This is a genomic window from Bacillus sp. D48C, from assembly GCF_053345735.1.
On the sequence record NZ_JBKFAQ010000006.1, the window covers coordinates 135,676 to 158,526 of the forward strand.

Annotated in this window: 26 protein-coding genes; 23 read left to right on the plus strand and 3 right to left on the minus strand. The window is 36.1% G+C overall.

What is annotated here, in order from left to right; genetic code table 11:
• Positions 1-4 precede the first annotated feature (4 nt).
• The 16 genes from ACLBXA_RS16750 to ACLBXA_RS16825 all read left to right on the plus strand — a co-directional run bounded on the left by ACLBXA_RS16750 (position 5) and on the right by ACLBXA_RS16825 (position 12,543).
• Positions 5-487, plus strand: coding sequence for a DUF1641 domain-containing protein (locus tag ACLBXA_RS16750; RefSeq protein ID WP_000729897.1), 483 nt, complete (start codon positions 5-7; stop codon positions 485-487).
• A 115-nt stretch (positions 488-602) separates the two neighbouring features.
• Positions 603-947 carry a DUF2294 domain-containing protein gene (locus ACLBXA_RS16755; protein ID WP_000039580.1) on the plus strand — a complete coding sequence of 115 codons (345 nt, stop codon included), beginning with the start codon at positions 603-605 and terminating at the stop codon, positions 945-947.
• A gap of 16 nt (positions 948-963) precedes the next feature.
• A complete protein-coding gene (gene fdhD, locus ACLBXA_RS16760; RefSeq protein WP_000802662.1) occupies positions 964-1,761 on the plus strand; it encodes a formate dehydrogenase accessory sulfurtransferase FdhD in 798 nt (265 codons plus the stop codon).
• A gap of 16 nt (positions 1,762-1,777) precedes the next feature.
• Positions 1,778-2,794, plus strand: coding sequence for a GTP 3',8-cyclase MoaA (moaA, locus tag ACLBXA_RS16765; RefSeq protein WP_000844115.1), 1,017 nt, complete (start codon positions 1,778-1,780; stop codon positions 2,792-2,794).
• A gap of 191 nt (positions 2,795-2,985) precedes the next feature.
• A complete protein-coding gene (locus ACLBXA_RS16770) occupies positions 2,986-3,765 on the plus strand; it encodes a formate/nitrite transporter family protein (protein ID WP_000863998.1) in 780 nt (259 codons plus the stop codon).
• 24 nt (positions 3,766-3,789) lie between these two features.
• Positions 3,790-4,806 carry a molybdopterin-synthase adenylyltransferase MoeB gene (locus ACLBXA_RS16775; RefSeq protein WP_447617326.1) on the plus strand — a complete coding sequence of 339 codons (1,017 nt, stop codon included), beginning with the start codon at positions 3,790-3,792 and terminating at the stop codon, positions 4,804-4,806.
• Between the two features lie 17 nt (positions 4,807-4,823).
• Positions 4,824-6,131, plus strand: a complete 1,308-nt coding sequence (locus ACLBXA_RS16780; RefSeq protein WP_000442187.1) for a molybdopterin molybdotransferase MoeA — start codon at positions 4,824-4,826, stop codon at positions 6,129-6,131.
• Entirely contained in the window at positions 6,112-6,576 is a 465-nt protein-coding gene (locus tag ACLBXA_RS16785; RefSeq protein WP_081143769.1) for a molybdenum cofactor biosynthesis protein MoaE, read from the plus strand. Before ACLBXA_RS16780 ends, ACLBXA_RS16785 begins: the two co-directional genes overlap by 20 nt.
• 4 nt (positions 6,577-6,580) lie before the next feature.
• A complete protein-coding gene (moaD, locus tag ACLBXA_RS16790; protein ID WP_000628473.1) occupies positions 6,581-6,817 on the plus strand; it encodes a molybdopterin converting factor subunit 1 in 237 nt (78 codons plus the stop codon).
• A 72-nt stretch (positions 6,818-6,889) separates the two neighbouring features.
• Positions 6,890-7,939: a P-loop NTPase gene (locus ACLBXA_RS16795; protein WP_081143770.1), complete on the plus strand. Its 1,050-nt coding sequence runs from the start codon at positions 6,890-6,892 to the stop codon at positions 7,937-7,939.
• A 15-nt stretch (positions 7,940-7,954) separates the two neighbouring features.
• Complete coding sequence (locus tag ACLBXA_RS16800) at positions 7,955-8,179, plus strand: hypothetical protein (RefSeq protein WP_000752380.1); 225 nt, start codon at positions 7,955-7,957, stop codon at positions 8,177-8,179.
• 42 nt (positions 8,180-8,221) lie between these two features.
• On the plus strand, positions 8,222-8,620 hold the full coding sequence (locus ACLBXA_RS16805; RefSeq protein WP_081143771.1) for a hypothetical protein: 399 nt from the start codon (positions 8,222-8,224) through the stop codon (positions 8,618-8,620).
• Positions 8,621-8,802: 182 nt separating this feature from the next.
• Positions 8,803-9,051, plus strand: a complete 249-nt coding sequence (locus ACLBXA_RS16810; protein ID WP_000871349.1) for a DUF1294 domain-containing protein — start codon at positions 8,803-8,805, stop codon at positions 9,049-9,051.
• A gap of 92 nt (positions 9,052-9,143) precedes the next feature.
• Positions 9,144-10,085, plus strand: coding sequence for an EamA family transporter RarD (rarD, locus tag ACLBXA_RS16815; RefSeq protein ID WP_000535541.1), 942 nt, complete (start codon positions 9,144-9,146; stop codon positions 10,083-10,085).
• A 79-nt stretch (positions 10,086-10,164) separates the two neighbouring features.
• A complete protein-coding gene (locus ACLBXA_RS16820; protein WP_000447819.1) occupies positions 10,165-10,590 on the plus strand; it encodes a divergent PAP2 family protein in 426 nt (141 codons plus the stop codon).
• 99 nt (positions 10,591-10,689) lie between these two features.
• A complete protein-coding gene (locus tag ACLBXA_RS16825) occupies positions 10,690-12,543 on the plus strand; it encodes a terpene cyclase/mutase family protein (RefSeq protein ID WP_000928149.1) in 1,854 nt (617 codons plus the stop codon).
• 73 nt (positions 12,544-12,616) lie between these two features.
• Here ACLBXA_RS16825 and ACLBXA_RS16830 read toward each other — a convergent pair whose 3' ends face one another.
• Complete coding sequence (locus ACLBXA_RS16830) at positions 12,617-12,766, minus strand: YfhD family protein (protein ID WP_001035815.1); 150 nt, start codon at positions 12,764-12,766, stop codon at positions 12,617-12,619.
• A 132-nt stretch (positions 12,767-12,898) separates the two neighbouring features.
• On the opposite strand from ACLBXA_RS16830, the gene fabG reads away from it, so the two are divergent.
• Positions 12,899-13,639: a 3-oxoacyl-ACP reductase FabG gene (fabG, locus tag ACLBXA_RS16835; protein ID WP_000395038.1), complete on the plus strand. Its 741-nt coding sequence runs from the start codon at positions 12,899-12,901 to the stop codon at positions 13,637-13,639.
• A 50-nt stretch (positions 13,640-13,689) separates the two neighbouring features.
• On the opposite strand, the gene dhaS is transcribed toward fabG, so the two are convergent.
• Positions 13,690-15,174: an aldehyde dehydrogenase DhaS gene (gene dhaS, locus ACLBXA_RS16840; RefSeq protein ID WP_000080306.1), complete on the minus strand. Its 1,485-nt coding sequence runs from the start codon at positions 15,172-15,174 to the stop codon at positions 13,690-13,692.
• 273 nt (positions 15,175-15,447) lie between these two features.
• Here dhaS and ACLBXA_RS16845 point away from each other — a divergent pair, with 273 nt between their 5' ends.
• From ACLBXA_RS16845 to ACLBXA_RS16870, 6 genes are all read left to right on the plus strand, one after another.
• The gene (locus tag ACLBXA_RS16845; RefSeq protein WP_000656243.1) at positions 15,448-15,726 is read left to right on the plus strand and encodes a YhdT family protein; all 279 of its coding nucleotides are present in this window, start codon (positions 15,448-15,450) and stop codon (positions 15,724-15,726) included.
• Positions 15,727-15,729: 3 nt separating this feature from the next.
• Positions 15,730-17,163, plus strand: a complete 1,434-nt coding sequence (panF, locus tag ACLBXA_RS16850; protein ID WP_001104822.1) for a sodium/pantothenate symporter — start codon at positions 15,730-15,732, stop codon at positions 17,161-17,163.
• A 122-nt stretch (positions 17,164-17,285) separates the two neighbouring features.
• Entirely contained in the window at positions 17,286-18,218 is a 933-nt protein-coding gene (locus tag ACLBXA_RS16855) for a nucleoside hydrolase (RefSeq protein ID WP_000756464.1), read from the plus strand.
• 117 nt (positions 18,219-18,335) lie between these two features.
• Complete coding sequence (locus ACLBXA_RS16860; RefSeq protein ID WP_081143774.1) at positions 18,336-19,445, plus strand: serine hydrolase; 1,110 nt, start codon at positions 18,336-18,338, stop codon at positions 19,443-19,445.
• A 101-nt stretch (positions 19,446-19,546) separates the two neighbouring features.
• Positions 19,547-21,055: an argininosuccinate lyase gene (argH, locus tag ACLBXA_RS16865; protein WP_014895313.1), complete on the plus strand. Its 1,509-nt coding sequence runs from the start codon at positions 19,547-19,549 to the stop codon at positions 21,053-21,055.
• Positions 21,056-21,121: 66 nt separating this feature from the next.
• Positions 21,122-21,955 carry a GNAT family N-acetyltransferase gene (locus ACLBXA_RS16870; protein WP_000615511.1) on the plus strand — a complete coding sequence of 278 codons (834 nt, stop codon included), beginning with the start codon at positions 21,122-21,124 and terminating at the stop codon, positions 21,953-21,955.
• Between the two features lie 35 nt (positions 21,956-21,990).
• Here ACLBXA_RS16870 and ACLBXA_RS16875 read toward each other — a convergent pair whose 3' ends face one another.
• Positions 21,991-22,740 carry a (S)-benzoin forming benzil reductase gene (locus ACLBXA_RS16875; protein ID WP_001271058.1) on the minus strand — a complete coding sequence of 250 codons (750 nt, stop codon included), beginning with the start codon at positions 22,738-22,740 and terminating at the stop codon, positions 21,991-21,993.
• Positions 22,741-22,851: the final 111 nt, after the last annotated feature.

The following is a 22,851-nucleotide window of genomic DNA, read 5'->3' on the forward strand; positions in this document are numbered from 1 at the left end:
AACTATGGCTGCACCTATAAAAATGATTCAAAAACAAGAATTAACTGAGGAAGAAATAAAACAGCAAAAGTTAGATGATTTAAAAGAGCTTCTAACTAATAATGAAGAAGCTCTAAATCAGATGTTTAATATAGTAGGGGAATTAAATGACATTGGAATGCTAGAAGCTGCAAATTCTATGCTAAAAGCGAAAGAACCAATTGCGAAGATTGTTCTAGGTCAAGTAACTCGTGAGCCTGTTACAAATTTAATTAATAATATGATGGGCGCTGCAGGTGCGTTAACTGAACTTGACCCAGAACTTACGAAAAAGCTTATAGGTAGTTTATTAGTCGGGCTAGAAGAAGGTAATGAACATCTAGAAAGTAATAAAAAAGTAGGGGTATTCGATCTTATGAAAGTATTGAAAGACCCAGATATTAACCGTGCGATCGGGTTTGGGCTTCATTTCTTAAAAGGAATGGGGAAAGGGTTAAAAGACGAATAAACTTCATGAAGTGAACCTTTTCGCCCAAATATTTGTACGAAATAGTTTGGGCGGAAGGCTCATTTTGGTAAAATATATAATAAAGTAAAATGAGGCTTTTGGGAGGTATAATTGTATGTCAAAAAAAGTACATGAATTTAATGATATGATCCGAAAACTTCGAAAGGAACTTTTCGGAAAAGGACCGGAACGAATTCATACTGTTTTTGCAGAAAATATGGCTATAGCGACTCTTTATGGAAACTTAACACCTACTGAAAAATTTATTTCAAGTACGATGGACGGTGCGGAAATGGTTCATCTGGCTAGAACAAAAATGATTCAAGAAGTGTATGCTGCGAATTCCCGTGAACATTTGGAGGAACTTGTTGGCGCGAAATTAGTGAATTTGTTTTCAGATATGAAAGTAGAAGAAGATATTGCAGTTTCGGTATTTGTTTTTGATAAAAATATAACGTGAGAGAAGGATACTGATCGTGAAACCGATACAGGTAGAAAGAGAAATCTTTCGTTATGAACAAGAGGTATTTAAGCATATAGAGGACAGCATTGTAACAGAGTTTCCTGTCACCATTAAAATGAACGGACAGGAGTTTGTTACAATGGTTAGTACTCCAGAATATATAGAAGATATGGTAATAGGCTTCTTAGCATCTGAAGGAATCATTCGAAAGTATGAAGATATTGATAGTGTATGGGTGCAGGAGAAAGAAGGATTTGTACATGTAACAACGACAAAAGTAAATCCGTATTATGAACAAATGCAAAATAAACGATATATTACGTCTTGTTGTGGTATGAGTAGGCAAGGATTTGTTTTTGCAAATGATGCACTAAGTGCAAAAAAGATGAAGGGTGTCCATGTACAGGTTGCTGCCGATGATTGTTTTCGGTTAATGAAAGAAATGCAGCAATCTGCGGATACGTTTCATCATACTGGCGGGGTTCATAATGCAGCTTTATGTGATGTGAATGGTATTATTTTAAGCCGAATGGATATTGGTAGGCATAATGCACTAGACAAAATTTACGGTTATTGTTTAAAAAACGATATTTCTATAAAAGATAAAATCATTGTTTTTAGTGGTCGTATTTCTTCGGAAATATTATTGAAAGTTGCAAAAATCGGTTGTGAAATTATACTATCAAAATCAGCTCCAACTGAGTTAGCTTTGCAACTAGCGGAAGATTTAGGTATTACGACAATAGGATTTATTCGTAATCACTCCTTAAATGTGTATACCCATCCAGAGCGTGTTTTAAATATAAAATAAAAGTGAGGCAATGAAGATGAAATCAGTTACATTAGACAAGTTGCAACGTCCGTTAAAGGATTTACGTATTTCAGTTACTGATCGCTGTAATTTTCGCTGTCGATATTGTATGCCAGAAGAAATATTTGGTCCTGATTACTCGTTTTTGTCTAATGACAAAATTTTATCTTTTGATGAAATTGAAAGGATAACACGTATTTTCGTTTCTTTAGGTGTGAGAAAATTACGGATTACAGGCGGAGAACCGTTACTTAGAAGAGGGCTTCCAAAGCTTATTGAGCGGCTTCATAAAATAGATGGTGTAGAAGATATCGGTTTAACAACCAATGGATCGTTACTTAAAAAATTTGCTCCTGATTTATATAAGGCGGGACTATCACGTGTAACAGTTAGCTTAGATTCCTTAGAAGAAGAGCGGTTTTTCTATTTAAATGGTAATAGGAGCAAAGTGCAAAGGGTTCTGGAAGGAATACAGGCTGCAGCTGAAGTTGGAATGAAAATTAAAATAAACATGGTCGTTCAAAAGGGAAAAAACGAACAGGACATTTTGCAGATGGCGCAATACTTTAAGGAAAACAAGCATATTCTTCGTTTTATTGAGTATATGGACGTTGGAAATTATAATGGTTGGGATTTAAAAGAGGTCGTCTCTAAACAAGAAATAGTAGATACGATTCATCAAGTTATGCCGTTAGAACGGATAGAAGCAAATTATTCTGGTGAAGTGGCTACTAGGTATCGTTATATAGGAAGCGACGAGGAAATAGGTATTATTTCATCGGTAACAGATTCTTTTTGCTCATCATGTACGAGAGCTCGTATTTCTGCAGAAGGAAAATTATATACTTGCTTATTTGCTTCTAAAGGAAATGATTTAAGAGAATTGCTTCGTTCTGAACATACAGATGAGGACATTACAGATGTAGTACGCGATATATGGAATAATAGGGAAGATCGTTATTCAGATGAACGCTTAAATCATAAAAATAAGAATACAATACCTAAAATTGAAATGTCACATATCGGTGGTTAATATATAAAGCTAGCGTCATAGTGAAAAATGGGGAATTTACAAGAGTTGTGGATTTTCTATTTTATAGTAAAAGTGATGATTGATATCTCTGTAAAAGATGTGCAGAGAAATTAAGCAGCATTCAAAAACCTTTATTTTGAGGAGGTTTTTTGAAGCTGCTTTTTTATTTGGAGAAAATGGAGGAATGGGTAATGGCATTTCATAAGCCGGAACAAATTGCTGAGCTTGTCATTGAGGCCGGTGTTCAAAAAGTAAGACAGACATTGCCAGCGATGCTTATTCTCGGTTTTTTAGGAGGAGCGTTTATTGCGATAGGTTTTTTACTTAACATTCGAGTTTTAGGGAATTTACCTGAGCGCTGGGGGAGTCTAGTGAATGTTTTAGGAGGAGCGGTATTTCCTGTTGGACTTATGCTCGTAGTATTAGCAGGAGGAGAATTAATTACGGGAAATATGATGTCACTGTCTATGGCGCTTTATGCAAAGAAAATTACATTGATAAGTGTACTGAATAACTGGGTTTGGATTACTCTCATGAATTTTATTGGGGCAATTTTCGTTGCGTATTGCTTTGGACATCTTGGCGGATTAACAGAGGGAGAGTATTTAAATAAAACAGTAGCGATAGCGGAAGGGAAGTTACATGAATCATTTGGAAGAACTTTAATTTTAGCAATTGGTTGTAATTGGCTCGTTTGTCTTGCTCTTTGGCTCGCTTACGGGACGAGTGATTTTGTCGGAAAAATCATCGGAATTTGGATTCCAATTATGGCATTTGTAGTGATTGGATTTCAGCAAGTAGTAGCAAATATGTTTGTCATTTCCGCTGTTATTTTTGCTGGTCATCTAACGTGGATGGATTTGGCTAAAAATTTTGTTCCTGTTTTTATCGGAAATGTAATTGGAGGAGCTGGGTTTGTTGGTTTTGCTTACTTTGCTTGTTATCAGAAACAACATTCTAATATGAAATAGAGTTCTTGAGAGGAAGGGTATGTAATGGCTGATCGGTATTCACGACAACAGTTGTTCAAACCAATTGGGAGTAAAGGACAAGAAAAAATTCGAAATAAACATGTGTTAATTGTAGGGGCAGGCGCATTAGGAAGTGCAAGTGCCGAAAGTTTCGTACGTGCAGGTGTTGGCAAGTTGACGATTATTGATCGTGACTACGTTGAATGGAGTAATTTACAAAGGCAACAATTGTACTCTGAACAAGATGCGAGAGAGAAAATGCCGAAAGCAATTGCTGCAAAAAATCGGTTAGAACAAATTAATTCGGAAGTACAAATACATGCTTTCGTAATGGATGCAACTTCAGAAAATATGGAAGGTCTATTAAAAAATGTAGATGTAATCATTGATGCAACAGATAATTTTGATATTCGATTTGTAATAAATGATTTATCACAAAAACATAATATTCCTTGGGTATATGGTTCTTGCGTTGAATCGTATGGTATGAGTTATACAATTATTCCGCAAGAGACACCGTGTTTACATTGTATGCTGAAAAATATTCCTGTTACAGGTGTGACATGTGATACCGCTGGAATTATTAGCCCGACTGTTCAAATCGTCGCAGCATATCAATTGGCAGAAGCACTCAAAATTTTAGTGGAAGATTTCTCAGCAATTAGAAAAACATTTTTCATGTTTGATATATGGAGTAATCAAAATCATTTTATAAAATTAGGGAAAATAAAAACAGACGCTTGTCTCTCATGCGGTTTGAATCGAACTTATCCTTATTTATCATACGAAAATCAAACGAAAGCAGCTGTTTTATGCGGAAGAAATACAGTTCAAATTAGAACAGTAGACAATAGGAAATACAATTTTGATGATATAGAAAAAGTATTACAAAAACTGGGGAAAGTAGATCGGAATCCGTATTTACTATCTTGCCAATTCGATGATTACCGCGTGGTTGTTTTTCGAGATGGTCGTGTTTTTATTCATGGTACAAATGATATTTCGAAAGCGAAACAACTATATTATCGCGTATTCGGTTAATAGAGAGGGTGTCAACAATGGAAAGAAGAGTGCCAATTACGGTTGAAGAAGCTGTTCGTAAAGTGATGGGATTTGCTGATAAAGGCTTAAAGGAGCTATTACCAATTGAATTAGCTTATGGACGTATATTAGCAGAGGATTTAATAGCTGACCATGATGTACCGTCATTTAATCGTTCGCCGTATGACGGATTTGCTATTCGAGCAGAAGATACTAATTTAGCAAGTTATGAAACGCCAATTGTATTTGAAGTAGTGGGTGAAATTGGTGCAGGATCGCTATTTCATGAGAAAGTAGGTCCGTTTCAAGCAGTTCGAATTATGACGGGAGCACAAATTCCGAATGGGTGTGATGCGGTTGTTATGTTAGAGCTGACTCGTCAATATGAGAAGAATGGCAACAATTATATGGAAGTGAAGCGATCATTCAAAAAGGGCGACAATATTTCTTTTCAAGGTGAAGATGCTCGTAAAGGAACGGTTCTTGCAAAGAAAGGATCGTACATTAATCCAGGTATTTCAGCTCTTCTTGCTACATTCGGTTATAGTGAAGTGCCAGTTGCGAGAAAGCCTGTAATTGGACTGTTAGCGACTGGGAGTGAATTGCTTGATGTCGATGATTCATTACAGCCAGGGAAAATCCGAAATAGTAATACGTATATGATATTGTCTCAAATTCGAAGAGCAGGCGGCAGAGTAAAATATTTTGGGAAGTTTAGTGATGATTTTAATACATGTTTTACAGCTGTGAAAGAAGCGCTTGGGCAAGTGGATATGTTAATTACAACGGGCGGTGTATCAGTAGGAGATTACGATTATTTACCAGCTATTTACGAAAAGTTAGGTGCCTCTGTTCTTTTCAATAAAGTTGCAATGCGGCCAGGGAGTGTTACGACTGTAGCACAATTAAATGGCAAGTTATTATTTGGTTTATCAGGAAATCCATCAGCTTGTTATGTAGGGTTTGAATTATTCGTAAGACCGTGTATTCGGGCGTATATGTTTAGTGAAAAAGTACATTTAAAAAGAGAAAAAGCGTTATTAGGAGAAGATTTTCTAAAACCGAATCCATTTACAAGATTTGTACGAGCGAAATTGCAATATGATGAGGGGAAATTAATAGCTTATCCATCAGGTTTTGATAAATCTAGCTCAGTTTCCTCATTGGCAGAATCAAACGTGTTTATCGTATTGCCGGGCGGGACAAGAGGATATAAAAAAGATATGTTTGTCGATGTTCTTTTATTAGAAGATAACGAAGGTAGTGAATGGCCTTGGACATTTCATAAAGTGAGAGGTGGTTCTAATGGGACAAGTGTTATTTGAGATTGTAGATAATCCGATTTTAGTTGAAGAAGTAACGAATAAAGTCGCAAGAAGGGAAGTGGGTGCGATTACAACATTTATTGGTACCGTGAGAGAACTTACAAAAGGAAAACGAACGCTACATTTAGAGTATAAAGCATATAAACCGATGGCAGTAAAACAACTTATGAGAATTGGTGAAGAAATTAGTGAAAGATGGCCGGATGCAAAAGTAGCAATTACGCACCGTGTAGGGCGGCTAGAAATCATGGATATTGCGGTAGTCATTGCAGTTTCATCACCGCATCGTAAAGTAGCTTATGAAGCGAATGAGTACGCGATTGAACGTATAAAACGAATCGTTCCAATTTGGAAAAAAGAATTTCGGGAAGATGGAACGATGTGGGTTGGAGATCAACTTGAAAACACACCATATCCAGAAGGAAAACCAAAGAAGGAAGAATGAGAAAATGATTACAATTTTATTGTTTGCAAATTTGCGTGAGGAAGTCGGATTGGATCAATTAATAATTTCAGAAAAACAAGAAATGACTGTTGGGCAATTAAAAGAATGGTTGAAAGATAGTTATCATTTGCAATCCTTGGATACAGTAATGGTTGCAATTAATGAAGAGTTTGTAACGAATGAAGAGATGATAAAAGTAGGAGATATAGTCGCATTAATCCCGCCCGTTAGCGGAGGGTAATAAGCTTTTTCAACAGATGAAGCGCCGAGAAGATGTTGTATATAAATTAGAATAAGAGAAGGGATGAGTTCTATGCTTACTCAAGAACAAATAATAAATGCATTAAAACATGTAGAGGATCCAGAGTTACACAAAAGTGTTGTAGAATTAAATATGGTTAGAAATATACAAATGAACGGAACAGAGGTTAAACTTGAAGTAGTACTAACAATACAAGGTTGTCCGTTAAAAGCAAAAATTCAACAAGATATTGAAGAATCACTTCACCCAATTGGTGCCTCTAAAGTGGATGTAACATTTGGTTCTATGACACAAGAAGAACGTGCAGCTTTAACAGAGAAGTTAAAGAAAAATAGTAGAACAGAAACTGGTATGCCGAGCATGCTTCGCCTTGATTCAGGAGTACGGTTTATTACTGTAACGAGTGGAAAAGGTGGAGTTGGAAAATCAACGGTGACAATTAATCTTGCAACTGCACTAGCTCGTATGGGCAAAAAAGTGGGGATATTAGATGCAGATATATATGGTTTTAGCATTCCAGCTATGATGGAAACGAATAAGAAACCAACGATGATTGATCAAACAGCAATTCCGGTCGTTAGTCACGGTGTTAAAATTATGTCGATGGGATTTTTTACGGAAGGAAATAACCCGGTTATGTGGCGCGGACCGATGTTAAATAAATGGATTCAAAATTTCCTTGCGAATACGCACTGGGGAGAATTAGATTATTTACTTCTTGATTTACCACCTGGTACAGGAGATATTGCTATTGATGTTGCAGCAATGATCCCGCAGGCGCAAGAAATTATCGTTACAACACCACACAATGTAGCTTCGTTCGTAGCATCTAGAGTAGGAGTTATGGCAAAGCATACGAAACACGAGATTTTAGGGATTGTAGAAAATATGGCTTATTATGAAGAGCAAGATGGATCGAAAAACTATCTCTTCGGAAAAGGTGGCGGCGAAATGCTTGCAGAACAATTGCAAACAGAAGTGATCGCGCAAATACCTTTTGCAAAACGAGAAGAAAATAACGGTTCATCTGTATATGATGAAGACTCTCTTGTAGGAGAAGTGTTTACATCGTTAGCTGAGGATATTATTTATAGAGGATAGAGGGGGAAGTTTAATATGGCATGTAACATTGATCATTCTATTGAAGATGTGATGAATAAGCTTGAAAGTCAAAAGAGTTTTTTACCTGAAGGGATCTTTAAAGAGTTAAAGAGTTTTTTGCAAGGTATTCATTCACAGAAATTATTAAATGATGTTTTTCACCTCCTAAAAAAGTATGATTTAGTCAGTGAGGAAGAACGAGAGACGAGAAACGCACAATTATTGTACATTTTGAATTAAGTACTCTTTGGCTTTAGAATTTTTTCAGAAGGGGTGAATGTAATGAATATGAAAAAGATGATTGAAATGGTAGAAGCAACTAAAGTGACTGACGAAGAATTATCGATTTCTACTTTACATCAAAAGCTTGTGAAGTTGTATAGTCAAAAAGATTGTGCAGAGTATACGGAGTTATTAAAATATATTTTATCATTATCCGTGCAGCTGAAGCTGAATCTCGTATTGAAATATTTTGGTGTGCGTCTGGTTGTTGCTGCAGACGAGCGTATGCAATTTCAAGAGATATTTAAATGCTTAGCTAAGAAAGATGAGAATGGGGAATGGTTTCTAAATTTTGTTTCTTTATATGTAGGGCTAATTGTAGTTCTTCATTTTGATGAGAAAGTGATTGAGAGCAATTTTTTTGATGATATGGTAGTGGGTGAATGTAATGAAATATAAGATTCTGCTCATAACGTTTTTCTATTTAAATGCTTTAATTGCGATTTTAGTTGGTTATATAAATATGAAGGCAATTAATTAAGAAAAAGGAATGAAACTAGTTGGATAAAAAGAGTTCTTCAGTTGTTTCCGTCGTTTTTTCGTGTTACTATTAATCGAATTTTTCATAAGGAGAGAAAGCGATGAAATGGATTTATTTTCTTATTATTAACGTTATAGCTTTTAGCCTTATGGGGCTTGATAAACGAAAAGCAAAGAAGAAACAGTGGAGAACGCCAGAAAGTACGTTGTTTTTATCGGCGGCAGCTGGAGGAGCAGTTGGAGCTTGGATCGGCATGTATATGTTTCATCATAAAACTCATAAAAAGAAATTTGTTTTCGGCATACCGTTACTTGTTGTAATAACGGTATGTTTATTATTCGTTGTATGAGAAATGTCGAAAGAAATGCAGATTGATTATTGGTAAAGTGAGCATGTGAGACCGTATAATGGAGAAAAAATGAGAAGGGGAGAAAAAGGAAGATGGGGAGTCAATCAGCAGAGCAAAAAAAAGGGATACTATATGCGGCTGGTGCTTACACGATGTGGGGAATTCTACCGATTTATTGGAAATGGGTTGAGGAAGTTCCAGCAGATGAAATATTAGCGCACCGCATCGTTTGGGCATTTGTTTTTATGTTACTTGTATTAGGTGTTACGAAGAGGTTTCGCCAGTTTATTGGGGAATTTGTGAATCTTTTTAAACGACCTAAATTATTAATGTCATTAACAATAGCTTCAGTCTTGATTAGCGGAAACTGGTTTGTTTACATATGGGCCGTTAATCATAATCATGTTATTGAAGCGAGTCTTGGCTATTATATTAATCCGCTTATTAGTATTTTACTTGGTACAGTCGTTTTAAAGGAAAAGTTAAACTTTTGGCAATATGTTGCAGTTGGTTTAGCAGGAGTAGGGGTTGTCATTTTAACAGTACGTTTCGGATCTATTCCGTGGGTTTCTCTTTCACTTGCCTTTTCATTTGGATTATACGGATTAACGAAAAAACTATTAAACTATGATGCTACAATTGGACTTACGATGGAAACCATGTTAGTGACGCCGTTTGCGATCATTTATCTTGTTATGACAGGAGCACATGGTTTCGGCTCATTTGGATCTATTTCAATGTTATCAACGTTACTTTTAATAGGAGCAGGTATTGTAACAGCATTACCACTATTTTATTTTGCAAAAGGAGCGCAACTTATTCCGCTTTATATGGTGGGATTTTTACAATATATTGCGCCAACAATTAGCTTAATTTTAGGTGTATTTGTATTTGGTGAACATTTCACATCTACACATATGATTGCATTTTTCTGTATATGGGTTGCTTTATTTGTATTCTCGGTAGCGAAAACAAAGTTTTTAGTGCAGAAACAACCGAAATTTATAAAAAATAAATCAGCAAAAGTATCATAATGCGTAGTATTTTCTACGCATTTTTCTTTATACTTATATTATATAGAATTTCCATTATAGTCAGTAAGGAGCTGAGAACATGGAAACAATTTTACATAATGATCCGCTTATGGCAGCTGTAATTTCATGGTTTTTAGCACAATTAACGAAAGTAGTCTTTAAATTAGTTAAAACGGGTGAATTTGATTTTGCAAAGTTTTTTGCTTCAGGTGGGATGCCAAGTTCTCATGCTTCAACAGTTACAGCGCTTGCTACAGGAGTTGGAGTTGTGGAAGGTGTGGAAAGCTCGATGTTTGCGGTTGCTGCTATTTTTGCCATTATTGTTATGTATGATGCTTCAGGAGTAAGGCTTGCAGTAAGTAAACAAGCAAAAATATTGAATGACTTTTTTCACGGTAGAGAAACAGAATATAAGAAGTTAAATGAACTTGTTGGGCATACACCGTATGAAGTAGTAGTCGGTGCTTTATTAGGGATTATTGTCGGAGTAGGATATTGTTTATGAGCAGAACATTTTATATGTTCTGCTTTTCTTTGTTTTCATACATATTCAGCTACCTTTTTGAATATCGTTATACGGATTTCGAAAGGGTGGGTGAGTAACTTGTTATTATATGAAAAAGTGCATGAAGAAATAGCGAGAAGAACAACTGCACTTCAAACGATGCAACGGCAAGATGGTACGTGGCGGTTTTGTTTTGAAGGAGCGCCACTAACAGATTGTCATATGATTTTTTTATTAAAATTATTAGGTAGAGATAAAGAGATAGAACCGTTTGTAAAAAGATTAGCATCACTCCAAACAAATGAAGGAACATGGAAATTGTATGAAGATGAAGTGGGTGGTAATTTATCTGCTACAATTCAATCTTATGCTGCCTTACTTGCATCGGAAAAATATACAAAAGAAGATGCGAATATGAAGCGAGCGGAAATGTTTATAAATGAGCGCGGGGGGGTGGCGCGTGCTCATTTTATGACGAAGTTTTTATTAGCGATTCATGGAGAATATGAATATCCTTCTCTCTTTCATTTGCCAACACCAATAATGTTTCTGCAGAACGATTCCCCCCTCAGTATATTTGAATTGAGTAGCTCAGCACGTATCCATTTAATTCCGATGATGTTGTGTTTAAATAAAAGATTTCGAGTAGGGAAAAAGTTATTGCCAAATTTAAATCACATTGCAGGCGGGGGCGGAGAATGGTTTCGGGAGGATCGGTCTCCAGTTTTTCAAACGTTATTAAGTGAGGTGAAGAAAATTATAACGTATCCACTTTCTTTGCATCATAAAGGATATGAGGAAGTAGAACGTTTTATGAAAGAGCGTATTGATGAAAATGGAACATTATATAGTTACGCAACTGCCTCGTTTTATATGATTTATGCTTTACTTGCATTAGGGCATTCTATTCAATCGCCAATTATTCAGAAGGCTATAACGGGAATCGCATCTTATATATGGAAGATGGAGAGAGGGAGCCATTTGCAAAACTCTCCGTCAACTGTATGGGATACAGCTTTACTCAGTTATGCTTTGCAAGAAGCTCAAGTTCCGAAAGCAAGTAAAGTGATTCAAAATGCATCAGCGTATTTACTAAGAAAACAGCAAACGAAGAAAGTAGATTGGAGTGTACATGCACCGAATCTATTCCCAGGTGGTTGGGGCTTTTCGGATGTGAATACGATGATTCCAGATATTGATGATACAACTGCTGTGTTAAGAGCACTGGCGCGAAGTAGAGGGGACGAAAATGTAGATAATGCTTGGAAGAGAGCGGTTAATTGGGTTAAAGGATTGCAAAATAATGATGGTGGTTGGGGAGCTTTTGAAAAAGGGGTAACGAGCCGTATATTAGCAAATTTACCAATCGAAAATGCAAGTGATATGATTACAGATCCTTCTACACCAGATATTACAGGAAGAGTGCTAGAGTTTTTTGGGACATATGCGCAAAATGAATTGCCCGAGAAACAAAAACAAAGTGCGATAAATTGGTTAATGAATGTACAAGAGGAAAATGGATCATGGTATGGGAAATGGGGAATTTGTTATATATATGGTACATGGGCAGTGTTGACTGGTTTACGGTCACTAGGAATACCATCTAGCGATCCATCATTAAAACGAGCAGCTTTATGGCTTGAACATATACAGCATGAAGATGGTGGCTGGGGAGAATCTTGCCAAAGTAGTGTGGAAAAAAGATTTGTTACTTTGCCGTTTAGTACACCATCACAAACGGCATGGGCGTTAGATGCTCTCATTTCTTACTATGAAAAAGAAACACCAATCATTCGAAAAGGTATTTCATATTTGCTCTCCAACCCTTATGTAAATGAAAAATATCCTACTGGAACAGGTTTACCAGGTGGGTTTTATATTCGTTATCATAGTTATGCTCATATATATCCGTTGCTTACTTTGGCTCATTATACAAAAAAATATAGAAAATAAACCGAGAGATGTCTCTCGGTTTATTTTGTTGGGTAGTAGGTCCCTTTTGAAAAGAATAAGGTTGTGATGTACCTTATTTTTCGGTTGACTGGCGTTTTTGACGTGCATCAGCGGCATTTGCACGTGCGTTTGCTTCTAAGTCATTGTGGTCAGCGAGTTCGCGAGAGAACTCAACATCAATGCCATCAGTTGCTTTGCTTTGTTTGAAATTCTTTTTGTTCATTCGACACAATCTCCTTGCGTTTATGCGACGTTGCAAAGTTAGTTTGACACAAATAGACTTTTTTATACAAAGAGGAATTGGAAAGCAAAAAGCCGAAATATACAGTATAAGTAATAGAAATGGGGGATAGGAATGGAGTTTTTAAATGGGAAAACAGCTGTTGTAACAGGAGCTGCACAGGGAATTGGAAAAGAGATTGCAAGGGTTTATGCAAAACTAGGGGCGAAAGTATTAATTAGCGATGTAAATGAAGAGAATCTACAAAAGACGACACGTGAGTTATCAGATGAAGGATATGAAGTGTGCTCATATCGATGTGATGTGAGTAATCAAAATGAAGCAAAGTCGTTAATTGAATATGCGGTTCAAAAATTTGGTACATTACATATTTTGGTGAATAATGCTGGAATTACAAGAGACGCAATGTTACATAAAATGGAGAAGTCTGCTTGGGAACAAGTATTACAAGTGAACTTAACTGGAGTTTTTTATTGTATGCAACCAGCGCTTCTTTACATGAGACAACAAGGGTATGGACGCATTATTAACATATCTTCAATTAGTAGAGAAGGAAACATAGGTCAAGCAAATTATGCGGCTACAAAGGCAGGAGTTGTAGGATTAACAAAAACAGCAGCGAAAGAAGTTGGAAGTTTCGGTATTACTTGTAATGCGATTTGTCCGGGGTTTATGGATACAGATATGACAAAAACGATACCAGATAAAGTGAAAGAAAAGATGGTGGGCGCTATTCCAGTTGGTAGAATTGGAACGCCAGAAGATATTGCGAACGCAGCAGCCTTTTTAGCATCAGAATACGCATCTTATATTACAGGTGAAGTATTAAATGTGAGCGGAGGACTGCAAGTTTAAAGGAATACATAATGAAAAGAACCTGACCAGGTAAGTCAGGTTCTTTCTCATTAATTTAAGTTAAGCCAAACGCTCTTCACTTCTGTATAGTTATTTAATGCGTAAGATCCCATTTCACGGCCGAGACCAGATTGTTTAAATCCTCCAAATGGAGATGCTGCATCAAAGACGTTATAACAGTTTACCCATACTGTACCTGCACGTACTTTACTTGCAACATAGTGTGCAGTTTTAACATTTTCTGTCCATACACCAGCAGCTAAGCCAAATTGAGATTTATTCGCACGTTCAATTACTTCATCAATATCGTTAAACGGTATTGCAGAAATAACTGGACCGAAAATTTCTTCTTTTGCGATCGTCATTTCGTCATTTACGTCAGCGAATACTGTAGGAGAAACGAAGTAGCCTTGATCGAATGGATTATTTCCTCCGCAAAGTACTTCAGCGCCTTCTTCAATCCCTTTTTCAATGAAGCCCATTACACGTTTTTGTTGTTCTTCGGAAACGAGAGGACCGATTGTAGTTTCTGGACTTAGACCAGCGCCTTGATTTAATTTTTTAGAATAAAGGACGAGATCAGCCATGACATTATCATACATTTTCTTCGGAACAAATAAGCGTGATCCAGCAGAGCATACTTGTCCTTGGTTAAACATAACACCAGAAAGTGCACCAGGAATCGCGCGAGATAAATCAGCATCTGGCAAGATGATATTTGGTGATTTACCGCCTAACTCAAGTGTAACGCGTTTTAATGATTCGGATGCTTGTCGCATAATTTGTTTACCGACAGGAGTAGAACCGGTAAATGCAATTTTATCAACGAGTGGATGATTAACGAGAGCTTGTCCAGCTGATTCACCGAATCCAGGTACGATATTAATAACACCTTTCGGGAATCCAGCTTCTTCAATTAATTCAGCTAAGTATAGAGCAGATAGTGGAGTTTGTTCTGCAGGTTTTAAAACGATTGTACATCCTGTAGCAAGCGCTGCTCCCATTTTCCACATTGCCATAAGAAGCGGGAAGTTCCAAGGGATAATTTGACCAACGACACCAACAGCTTCATGGCGTGTATAGTTAAAGTAATCACCGGAAACAGGAATTGTTTGACCAACGATTTTCGTAGCCCAGCCAGCGTAATAGCGCATATGCTCAATTGCAAGTGGTATGTCTGCTGCCATTGTTTCACGGATTGGCTTTCCGTTATCTAATGTTTCGAGCTGTGCAAGCTCTTCTTTATGTTCTTCCATTAAATCAGCTAACTTGTACATGAGACGGCTTCGCTCAGCAGTGCTCATACGAGACCAAGGACCTTCGTCAAAAGCCATACGAGCTGCGACTACAGCTTTATGAATATCTTCACGACCAGCTTCAGAAACGACGGCAAGTGTTTCACCAGTTGCTGGGTTAGGTGTTTTAAATGTTTTTCCGGAAGCGCTTTCAATGAAAGATCCATTCACATATAACTTTTTTGTACCTTGAAGAAAATTTTCTACCTTTTCATGAAGATTTACAGCTAGTTGACTCATTGTATAACCCCCTTGAAAATATAATGTAAACGCAGTACGAGACGGCGCTTATTCCGAAATCAAGGATGTGGAAACTAGATGGAAAGCCTCTAATTAAAATCATAATTAATAAATACTGAAAATTCAAATTTCATTTGTGTTACAATTGTAAAAAATATGTAATGTAACAGAACCTTCTATATGATTGTAAAAAATCCTGCTTGTTTTTGCTTTCTAGTAGGAAAAACTAGAAGAACAATGGTACAATAATACATCGTGAGAGGAGGGGGAAAAATGAAAGATTATCATGATGATCCACGCTTTCGAATAGCCCATAGAGAAGCGTTAATTGGTCTTGGACTTGCTATTATTAATTTTATAATATGGTACGGATTCGCTTATGGGCTTGGTAGTAAAAATCCGAGTGAATATACATATGTATTCGGTTTTCCCACATGGTTTTTTTATAGCTGTATCGTTGGATTTATCGTTATGGTTATTTTACTTAGTTTAGTTGTTCGTTTTGTATTTCAAGATATTTCACTCGATGAGGAAGAAAAAAGTGAGGAATAATAGATGAATTGGTATGTAATCATTCCAATGATAATTTCGTTTATCGTTGTATTTTTAATTGGTGTATATGCTTCAAGACGCGTGCAAGCAACTGCTCATAATAAATTTTTACAAGAATATTTTCTAGGTGGGCGTGAGCTAGGCGGTTTATTATTAGCGATGACAATGATTGCTACGTACGGTAGTGCAAGTAGCTTTATTGGTGGCCCTGGTATTGCTTACAATATGGGGCTTGGATGGGTACTGTTATCTGCGATTCAAGTTGTAACAGGGTATATCGTTTTAACGGTTATCGGTAAAAAGTTTGCAATTATCGCTAGGAAGATGGAAGCAATTACTCTTATCGATTATTTAAAAGGGAGATACAATAATAAAGCAGTTGTTATACTCTCTGCGTTATGTATTATTATCTTTTTATTTTCGGCGACAGTAGCCCAGTGGGTCGGCGGTGGACGATTAATTGAGTCACTAACGGGTCTATCGTATACAACAGCACTATTTTTATTTACTTTTTCTGTACTTGTGTACGTATTAATTGGTGGATTTCGTGCAGTCGCGCTATCAGATACATTATTAGGAATCATTATGTTAGTTGGAACGACAATCATTTTAATTGCTACTGTCATTGCTGGTGGTGGAATTGAAAAGATTATGCAGGAACTTGTTCAAATTAATCCAAATTTAATTACACCATTCGGAGCAGATGGCAGTTTAACGAAATCATATGTTACATCATTTTGGATTTTAATTGGAATTGGCGTTGTAGGTTTACCGCAAATTAGCGTGCGTGCCATGTCTTATAAAAATTCAAAAGCTATGCACCAAGCTTTAATAATTGGAACAGTTGTCGTTGGTACAATTATGATCGGTATGCATTTAACAGGTGTATTTGCAAGAGTAGTACTTCCAGGTATAACGGTACCAGATAAAGTAATGCCGCTACTTGCGATGGAAGTGTTGCCACCGTGGTTAGCTGGAGTTTTCTTAGCCGCACCAATGGCAGCGATTATGTCTACAGTAAACTCTTTATTATTACTTGTAAGCTCGTCAATTATTAAAGATATATACGTAAATTACATAAAGAAAGATGCAGCAGACAGTACGATAAAAAAAGGAAGTTTGTGGATTACTGGTATTGTAGGACTACTCGTTTATGCAGCGGCGATTAAACCACCAGATTTTTTAATATGGCTAAATTTATTTTCTTTCGGTGGATTAGAAGCAGCATTCATTTGGCCAATCGTATTAGGGTTATATTGGAGGAAAGGAAATGCTACAGGAGCGCTTGCTTCCATTTTCGTTGGAGTAGGTTCATATATGTGTATTCATCTTTTCTATCCAAATCCGTTCGGTATACATACAGTTGTCTTCCCAATTTGTTTTGCGTTTATCGCTTATGTTATTGGAAGTATGAGTGCTGTAAAAAAAACAGTATAGGTTAGCTGAAGAACGTAGTCCTTATAGGACTGCGTTTTTTCGTATGAATTTGTTCTTTTTTATTCTGTATATCCACGTTTATTCATAAATTAATAACAACTGAGGGGATGGAGTTGAGGTCGATGAAAAAAGTGTTATTTTTAGGAGACCCAGGCATTGATGACTCTTTAGCAATTATGTATGGATTGTTGCATCCTGATATTGATATTGTTGGGGTAGTAACGGGATATGGAAATGTAACACAAGAAAAGGCGACAAGTAATGCCGCATATTTATTGCAAATGGCAGGACGGGAAGATATACCTGTTATTAATGGTGCGAAAATTCCTTTATCCGGAGATGTTACAACGTATTATCCAGAAATTCATGGGGCAGACGGTTTAGGGCCAATTAAACCTCCAAAAACTTTTTTGCCAAATATAAAGCCTTTTTGTGCATTTTTTGATCTTCTTGAAAAATATAAAGGGGAATTAATAATAGTCGATGCTGGTAGATCAACAACACTAGCGACGGCATTTATTTTAGAAAAGCCGATGATGAAGTATGTGAAAGAATATTATATAATGGGCGGTGCTTTCTTAATGCCTGGCAATGTAACACCAGTCGCAGAGGCGAATTTTCATGGTGATCCGATTGCGTCGCAATTAGTTATGCAAAATGCTAAAAATGTGACATTAGTACCACTTAACGTTACATCTGAAGCAATTATTACGCCGGAAATGGTAAAATATATTACGAAACACTCTAAAACGAGTTTTAATAAGTTAATCGAGCCGATATTTACGTATTATTATAAAGCTTATAGAAAGTTAAATCCGAAAATAAAAGGAAGCCCAGTACATGACGTCGTTACAATGATGGTTGCGGCAAATCCATCCCTTTTAGACTATGTATATCGTCGTGTCGATGTAGATACAGTTGGAATTGCAAAAGGAGAGAGTATTGCTGATTTTCGGCCTCAACCTGATGCAAAAGCATTAAAAAATTGGGTGCGAATTGGTTGGTCGTTACATTATAAAAAGTTTCTTGAGGATTTTGTGAAATTTATGACGTAGACATAATGGGAGCATACAAGTTAAAATAATGGAGATGGTTATTTAAATGACCATCTCCATTAATTTGTTTTTTAATGATAAATAGAGAAGAGTTACACAATAGGAGAGGAATTTTACTTGAAAAAAACTATAGTATGCGCAGTAATTGTGGGTATTTTCGTTTTGCTAATATCGGGTAACTTTTTAGTGAAAAAAGTATGGAGTTCAAATAATGATGATGCACAGTATATTGCATCTTTTATTGAAGAACATAAAGATGAAAAAAATAGTGCACTTCTAGTAAAGAGAAATGATAAAGTTGTTTATTCTGTAAATCCCAATGTTGTATTGCCAGTCGCTAGTACGATGAAATTAATTGTGGCGCTTGAATATACGAAACAAGTTACTGAAGGGAAAATTGATTCGTCTAGTTTAGTTTCGATTAATGATGTGAATCGTTATTATGTTCCGAATACAGATGGAGGTGCACAAGATAGATGGCAAAAGTATTTGGAGAAGACAGGCAAGATAACTGAAGGAGCGGTTTCTTTAGAAGAAGTGGCAAAAGGAATGGTTAAGTTTAGTTCGAATGCGAATGCTGAATACTTAATGGAATTGTTAGGATTAGATAACATTAATCGGAATTTACAAAGTTTATCACTTCCTGCACATCAACCACTATTTCCAATCGTTTCATCTTTATATATCCCGGGATATTTGCATAAAGAATTGCATGTTCCAAAATATAAAATAGAAAAAAAGTTAAAAGAAATGTCTCAAGAGCAATATCGTGAATATGCGATGAATATTCATGAACGCTTAAAGAAGAAGGGACCATTATTACAGAAGGAAATTCCGCTTTATTTAGAGGAACGTTACGACAAAATTTGGTCAGATAGATTACCAGCAGCTTCCGCAAATGATTATATGGTATTACTTCAAAAAGCAAACCATAAAGGCGGCTTGACAGAGGCTGAAGAAAAAGTATGGGCAAATATCGTTGAAACAGACATGAGTGCCAAGAAATACCGTAAAACATTTAGACATGCTGGGCAAAAGAATGGTTACACACCATGGACGGTGACAAAAGCAGTTTACGCTATGGATAAACGTGGAAACTGTACAGAAATTGTGTTTTTAGCGAATAATTTAAATGAAGACGATAGTGCAGAAATACGGAAACATTTAGCAAACTTACATTTCCAAGTGTTGCAAAGTGATAAGTATGATGCGACTTTTATTAAATAAACTCGGTGCAGAGAGCACCGAGTTTATTTTTATGTACAAGCACTTTTTTTCTATCTCTGGGTATGATGGGTAGTAATACTTAGGTGAGAGGGGAAAAGGTGATGAAACAGAGTAAGGAAGAGTTTATAAAGAGTGAAGGCGCTGATTTCCCTGGAAAAACATATGTGGATTGTGTATTACAACATGTATTTGATTTTCAACGAAATTACTTATTGAAAGATATGTTTCAAGTGCATAAAGCACATATTACGATGTTGACTGAAGAAAGTTTAATGAAAATAGAAGAAGCTAAAGTTATATTAAACGCACTTAGAAAAGTAGAGCGAATACCAAAAGATAAATTGGTATATACAGAGCAGCATGAAGACCTCTTTTTTTTAGTCGAACATTTAATTTCTCAAGAAGCGAAATGCGATTTTGTAAGTAATATGCATATTGGTAGGAGTAGAAATGATATGGGTGTAACGATGTATCGCATGAGTTTAAGGCGATATGTACTACGGTTAATGGAGCATCATTTGTTATTGCAAGAAAGTATATTACAACTTGCCGATAATCACAAGGAAACGATTATGCCAGCTTATACACATACACAACCAGCACAGCCAACAACATTTGGTCATTATACTTTAGCAATTTATGATACGATGCAAAGAGATTTAGAACGAATGAAAAAAACGTACCAACTTTTAAATCAGTCTCCAATGGGGGCGGCTGCACTCTCTACAACAAGTTTCCCGATTAAACGAGAACGAGTTGCTCATCTACTTGGATTTACAAATGTAATTGAGAACTCATATGATGCTGTTGCCGGGGCGGATTATTTATTGGAAGTTAGCTCGCTACTTATGGTAATGATGACGAACACGAGTAGATGGATTCATGACTTTTTGTTGTTAGCAACGAAAGAATATGACGGTATTACTGTTGCAAAGCCATATGTACAAATCAGTAGTATAATGCCGCAAAAACGAAATCCAGTTTCAATTGAACACGCTCGTGCAATTACGAGTGGTGCTTTAGGAGAAGCATTTACAGTATTTCAAATGATCCATAATACGCCATTTGGTGATATTGTCGATACGGAAGATGACTTGCAGCCGTATTTATATAAAGGAATTGAAAAGACCATTCGTGTTTTTTGTATGATGAATGCAGTTGTTCGAACGATGAAAGTAGAAGAAGAAACGTTGAAAAGTCGTTCCTATAAACATGCAATTACGATAACTGATTTCGCAGATGTTTTAACAAAAAATTATGACATTCCATTTCGGCATGCTCATCATGCAGCAAGTGCTATTGCAAATATGTCATTGGAGCAGAAAAAAGAACTACATGAATTACACTTCAAAGATGTAAATATGTATTTGCAAGAACATTTTAAAATAAATTTATTAGAAAAAGAGTGGAAAGAAATTATATCGCCAGAAGCTTTTATTCAAAAAAGAAATGTATACGGTGGACCGAGTAAAAAAGAAATGGAGCGCATGATTAAAAATCGAAAAGAGTCATTTCAAAATGAAGAAGAGGTATTTGAAAGGGAAAAACAAAGAATTTTACAAGCTGAAACGAATTTGAATTCATTAACTTTGAATATTGTTGAATCGTAAAAGAGGAATTTAGTGAATTAATCGCCAATACTTTATGAAACTATAAATAGAGAGAAGAGATTGTCGATGATTCAATTATATGTATATGAAGAGATTTTTCATTTTAAAGAAGATGTTACAACATTTCTAGAAAAGAATGAGCAGGAAAACAATCTCATATTAGGTGTATTACAAATGGTCCAAGAACCGATATTTATGGGGATAGCGAAACAAGGAGAAGAAATTGCCGTTGTATTTCTGCAAACAGAAGAGAAGAAACAAATCATTGTTGCAACTTCTGAAATTGCAGGAGTAGCTATTGAGGAACTTGCAAAAGAGTTAACGAAAGTATACCCGGATATTCCTGGATTGATCGGTAATAAGAAAATTGTACAGAAATTAGCGGAAGAGATTGCGGTATTAGAAAATAAGAAAACGAATGTTGCAATGGAGCAAGGTGTGTATGAGCTGAACAAAGTAAAGAAGAGGTGTAATGCGAACGGACTTTTCCGGGCAGTAAATAATGATGAATTACCATTAATAGAACAGTGGATATATCAATTTTGTGAAGATGTAAAGCTTCCTACTACGAAAGAAGAAGCAAAACAAACTGCGCATACATTAATAACTACAAATCGACTGTTTGGTTTGGAAGTGGATAGGAAACTCGTTTCTGTAGCTGCAAAAACGAGACCAACTAAAAATAATATAACAGTTAATTTTGTATATACGCCGAAAGAAGCAAGGAAAAAGGGATACGCATCTAATTGTGTAGCGGCACTTAGTCAATGTATGTTAGATGAAGGGTACAAGACGACTACGTTATATACTGATCTAGCGAATCCGACATCTAATAAAATTTATCAAGAAATCGGTTATGAGCAAATTGCGGAGTCTGTGCTTATATTTTTAGAGAAGTAGAACAAAAAGGTGTGCTAAAATAGCACGCCTTTTTATTATTCATCAATCCTAATAACCTCGCCTTGAGGGAAGTCCTCAGTTTCTAGTAAGTTACGAATAGCTTTCGCAACATATTCAGGTGATAATAGTTTTCCTTCTTCTTTTAATGCAATGAAGCGGTCCAAATTTATAAAATCTTCTTTATTTGTTTCACGAATTTGTGATTGCATATTTGTATCAACAACACCAGGTGCAAAAGCGACGATTTTTACTGGATATTCTTTTTCTACTTCTTCAGTTGCTACGCACTGTGTAAACATATTTACACCAGCTTTCGTTGTGCAATAAGCGCCCCAGCCAAAGTAAGGATTTTTTCCTGCACCAGATGAAATGTTAATAACGCGTTTATCTACTTTCCAGCCTTTCGTATGCTTCATAAACGTAGATGTAAGAATCATAGGTGCAAGTAAATTAATGTGAACGTTCGTAATGAATTGTTCGCTTTCAGCTTTTTCAATTGGCTTCATAGGTGCAACTGTACCCGCATTATTAATTAAATGAATAGAGGATACATTTTCTTTTCTAATAGATGAAATGATCTCTTTAAAGTTAGTTTCTAAGTTATGTACATCTTGAAGATCTAGGGAATGAAAAATGCAATTGCTGTTATATTGTTCTGCAAGTTTAGTAAGCTCTTTATTTTCTCTTCTAGAAATAGAGATGACAGTTGTATTTTTTTCTAATAATTGCGTGGCAATAGCTTCCCCTAAACCTTGTGAAGTTCCTGTTATAATAACATAGCGCATAGTTTTATAAACTCCTCTCATATGTGCGGAATTTTGTTGGACAACGTACATCCCATAGGTTGTCTACATTTTATAGTATAGAGCACTTTTTACTATAAATGAAATGAGATG

What these genes read in the sequence shown, in the direction of transcription:
- ACLBXA_RS16750 (WP_000729897.1), top strand. Translation starts at nt 5, where the DNA reads ATGGCTGCACCTATAAAAATGATTCAAAAACAAGAATTAACTGAGGAA.
- ACLBXA_RS16755 (WP_000039580.1), top strand. Translation starts at nt 603, where the DNA reads ATGTCAAAAAAAGTACATGAATTTAATGATATGATCCGAAAACTTCGA.
- moaA (WP_000844115.1), top strand. Translation starts at nt 1,778, where the DNA reads ATGAAATCAGTTACATTAGACAAGTTGCAACGTCCGTTAAAGGATTTA.
- ACLBXA_RS16770 (WP_000863998.1), top strand. Translation starts at nt 2,986, where the DNA reads ATGGCATTTCATAAGCCGGAACAAATTGCTGAGCTTGTCATTGAGGCC.
- ACLBXA_RS16775 (WP_447617326.1), top strand. Translation starts at nt 3,790, where the DNA reads ATGGCTGATCGGTATTCACGACAACAGTTGTTCAAACCAATTGGGAGT.
- ACLBXA_RS16780 (WP_000442187.1), top strand. Translation starts at nt 4,824, where the DNA reads ATGGAAAGAAGAGTGCCAATTACGGTTGAAGAAGCTGTTCGTAAAGTG.
- ACLBXA_RS16785 (WP_081143769.1), top strand. Translation starts at nt 6,112, where the DNA reads ATGGGACAAGTGTTATTTGAGATTGTAGATAATCCGATTTTAGTTGAA.
- moaD (WP_000628473.1), top strand. Translation starts at nt 6,581, where the DNA reads ATGATTACAATTTTATTGTTTGCAAATTTGCGTGAGGAAGTCGGATTG.
- ACLBXA_RS16795 (WP_081143770.1), top strand. Translation starts at nt 6,890, where the DNA reads ATGCTTACTCAAGAACAAATAATAAATGCATTAAAACATGTAGAGGAT.
- ACLBXA_RS16800 (WP_000752380.1), top strand. Translation starts at nt 7,955, where the DNA reads ATGGCATGTAACATTGATCATTCTATTGAAGATGTGATGAATAAGCTT.
- ACLBXA_RS16805 (WP_081143771.1), top strand. Translation starts at nt 8,222, where the DNA reads ATGAATATGAAAAAGATGATTGAAATGGTAGAAGCAACTAAAGTGACT.
- ACLBXA_RS16810 (WP_000871349.1), top strand. Translation starts at nt 8,803, where the DNA reads ATGAAATGGATTTATTTTCTTATTATTAACGTTATAGCTTTTAGCCTT.
- rarD (WP_000535541.1), top strand. Translation starts at nt 9,144, where the DNA reads ATGGGGAGTCAATCAGCAGAGCAAAAAAAAGGGATACTATATGCGGCT.
- ACLBXA_RS16820 (WP_000447819.1), top strand. Translation starts at nt 10,165, where the DNA reads ATGGAAACAATTTTACATAATGATCCGCTTATGGCAGCTGTAATTTCA.
- ACLBXA_RS16830 (WP_001035815.1), bottom strand. Translation starts at nt 12,766, where the DNA reads ATGAACAAAAAGAATTTCAAACAAAGCAAAGCAACTGATGGCATTGAT.
- fabG (WP_000395038.1), top strand. Translation starts at nt 12,899, where the DNA reads ATGGAGTTTTTAAATGGGAAAACAGCTGTTGTAACAGGAGCTGCACAG.
- dhaS (WP_000080306.1), bottom strand. Translation starts at nt 15,174, where the DNA reads ATGAGTCAACTAGCTGTAAATCTTCATGAAAAGGTAGAAAATTTTCTT.
- ACLBXA_RS16845 (WP_000656243.1), top strand. Translation starts at nt 15,448, where the DNA reads ATGAAAGATTATCATGATGATCCACGCTTTCGAATAGCCCATAGAGAA.
- panF (WP_001104822.1), top strand. Translation starts at nt 15,730, where the DNA reads ATGAATTGGTATGTAATCATTCCAATGATAATTTCGTTTATCGTTGTA.
- ACLBXA_RS16855 (WP_000756464.1), top strand. Translation starts at nt 17,286, where the DNA reads ATGAAAAAAGTGTTATTTTTAGGAGACCCAGGCATTGATGACTCTTTA.
- argH (WP_014895313.1), top strand. Translation starts at nt 19,547, where the DNA reads ATGAAACAGAGTAAGGAAGAGTTTATAAAGAGTGAAGGCGCTGATTTC.
- ACLBXA_RS16870 (WP_000615511.1), top strand. Translation starts at nt 21,122, where the DNA reads ATGATTCAATTATATGTATATGAAGAGATTTTTCATTTTAAAGAAGAT.
- ACLBXA_RS16875 (WP_001271058.1), bottom strand. Translation starts at nt 22,740, where the DNA reads ATGCGCTATGTTATTATAACAGGAACTTCACAAGGTTTAGGGGAAGCT.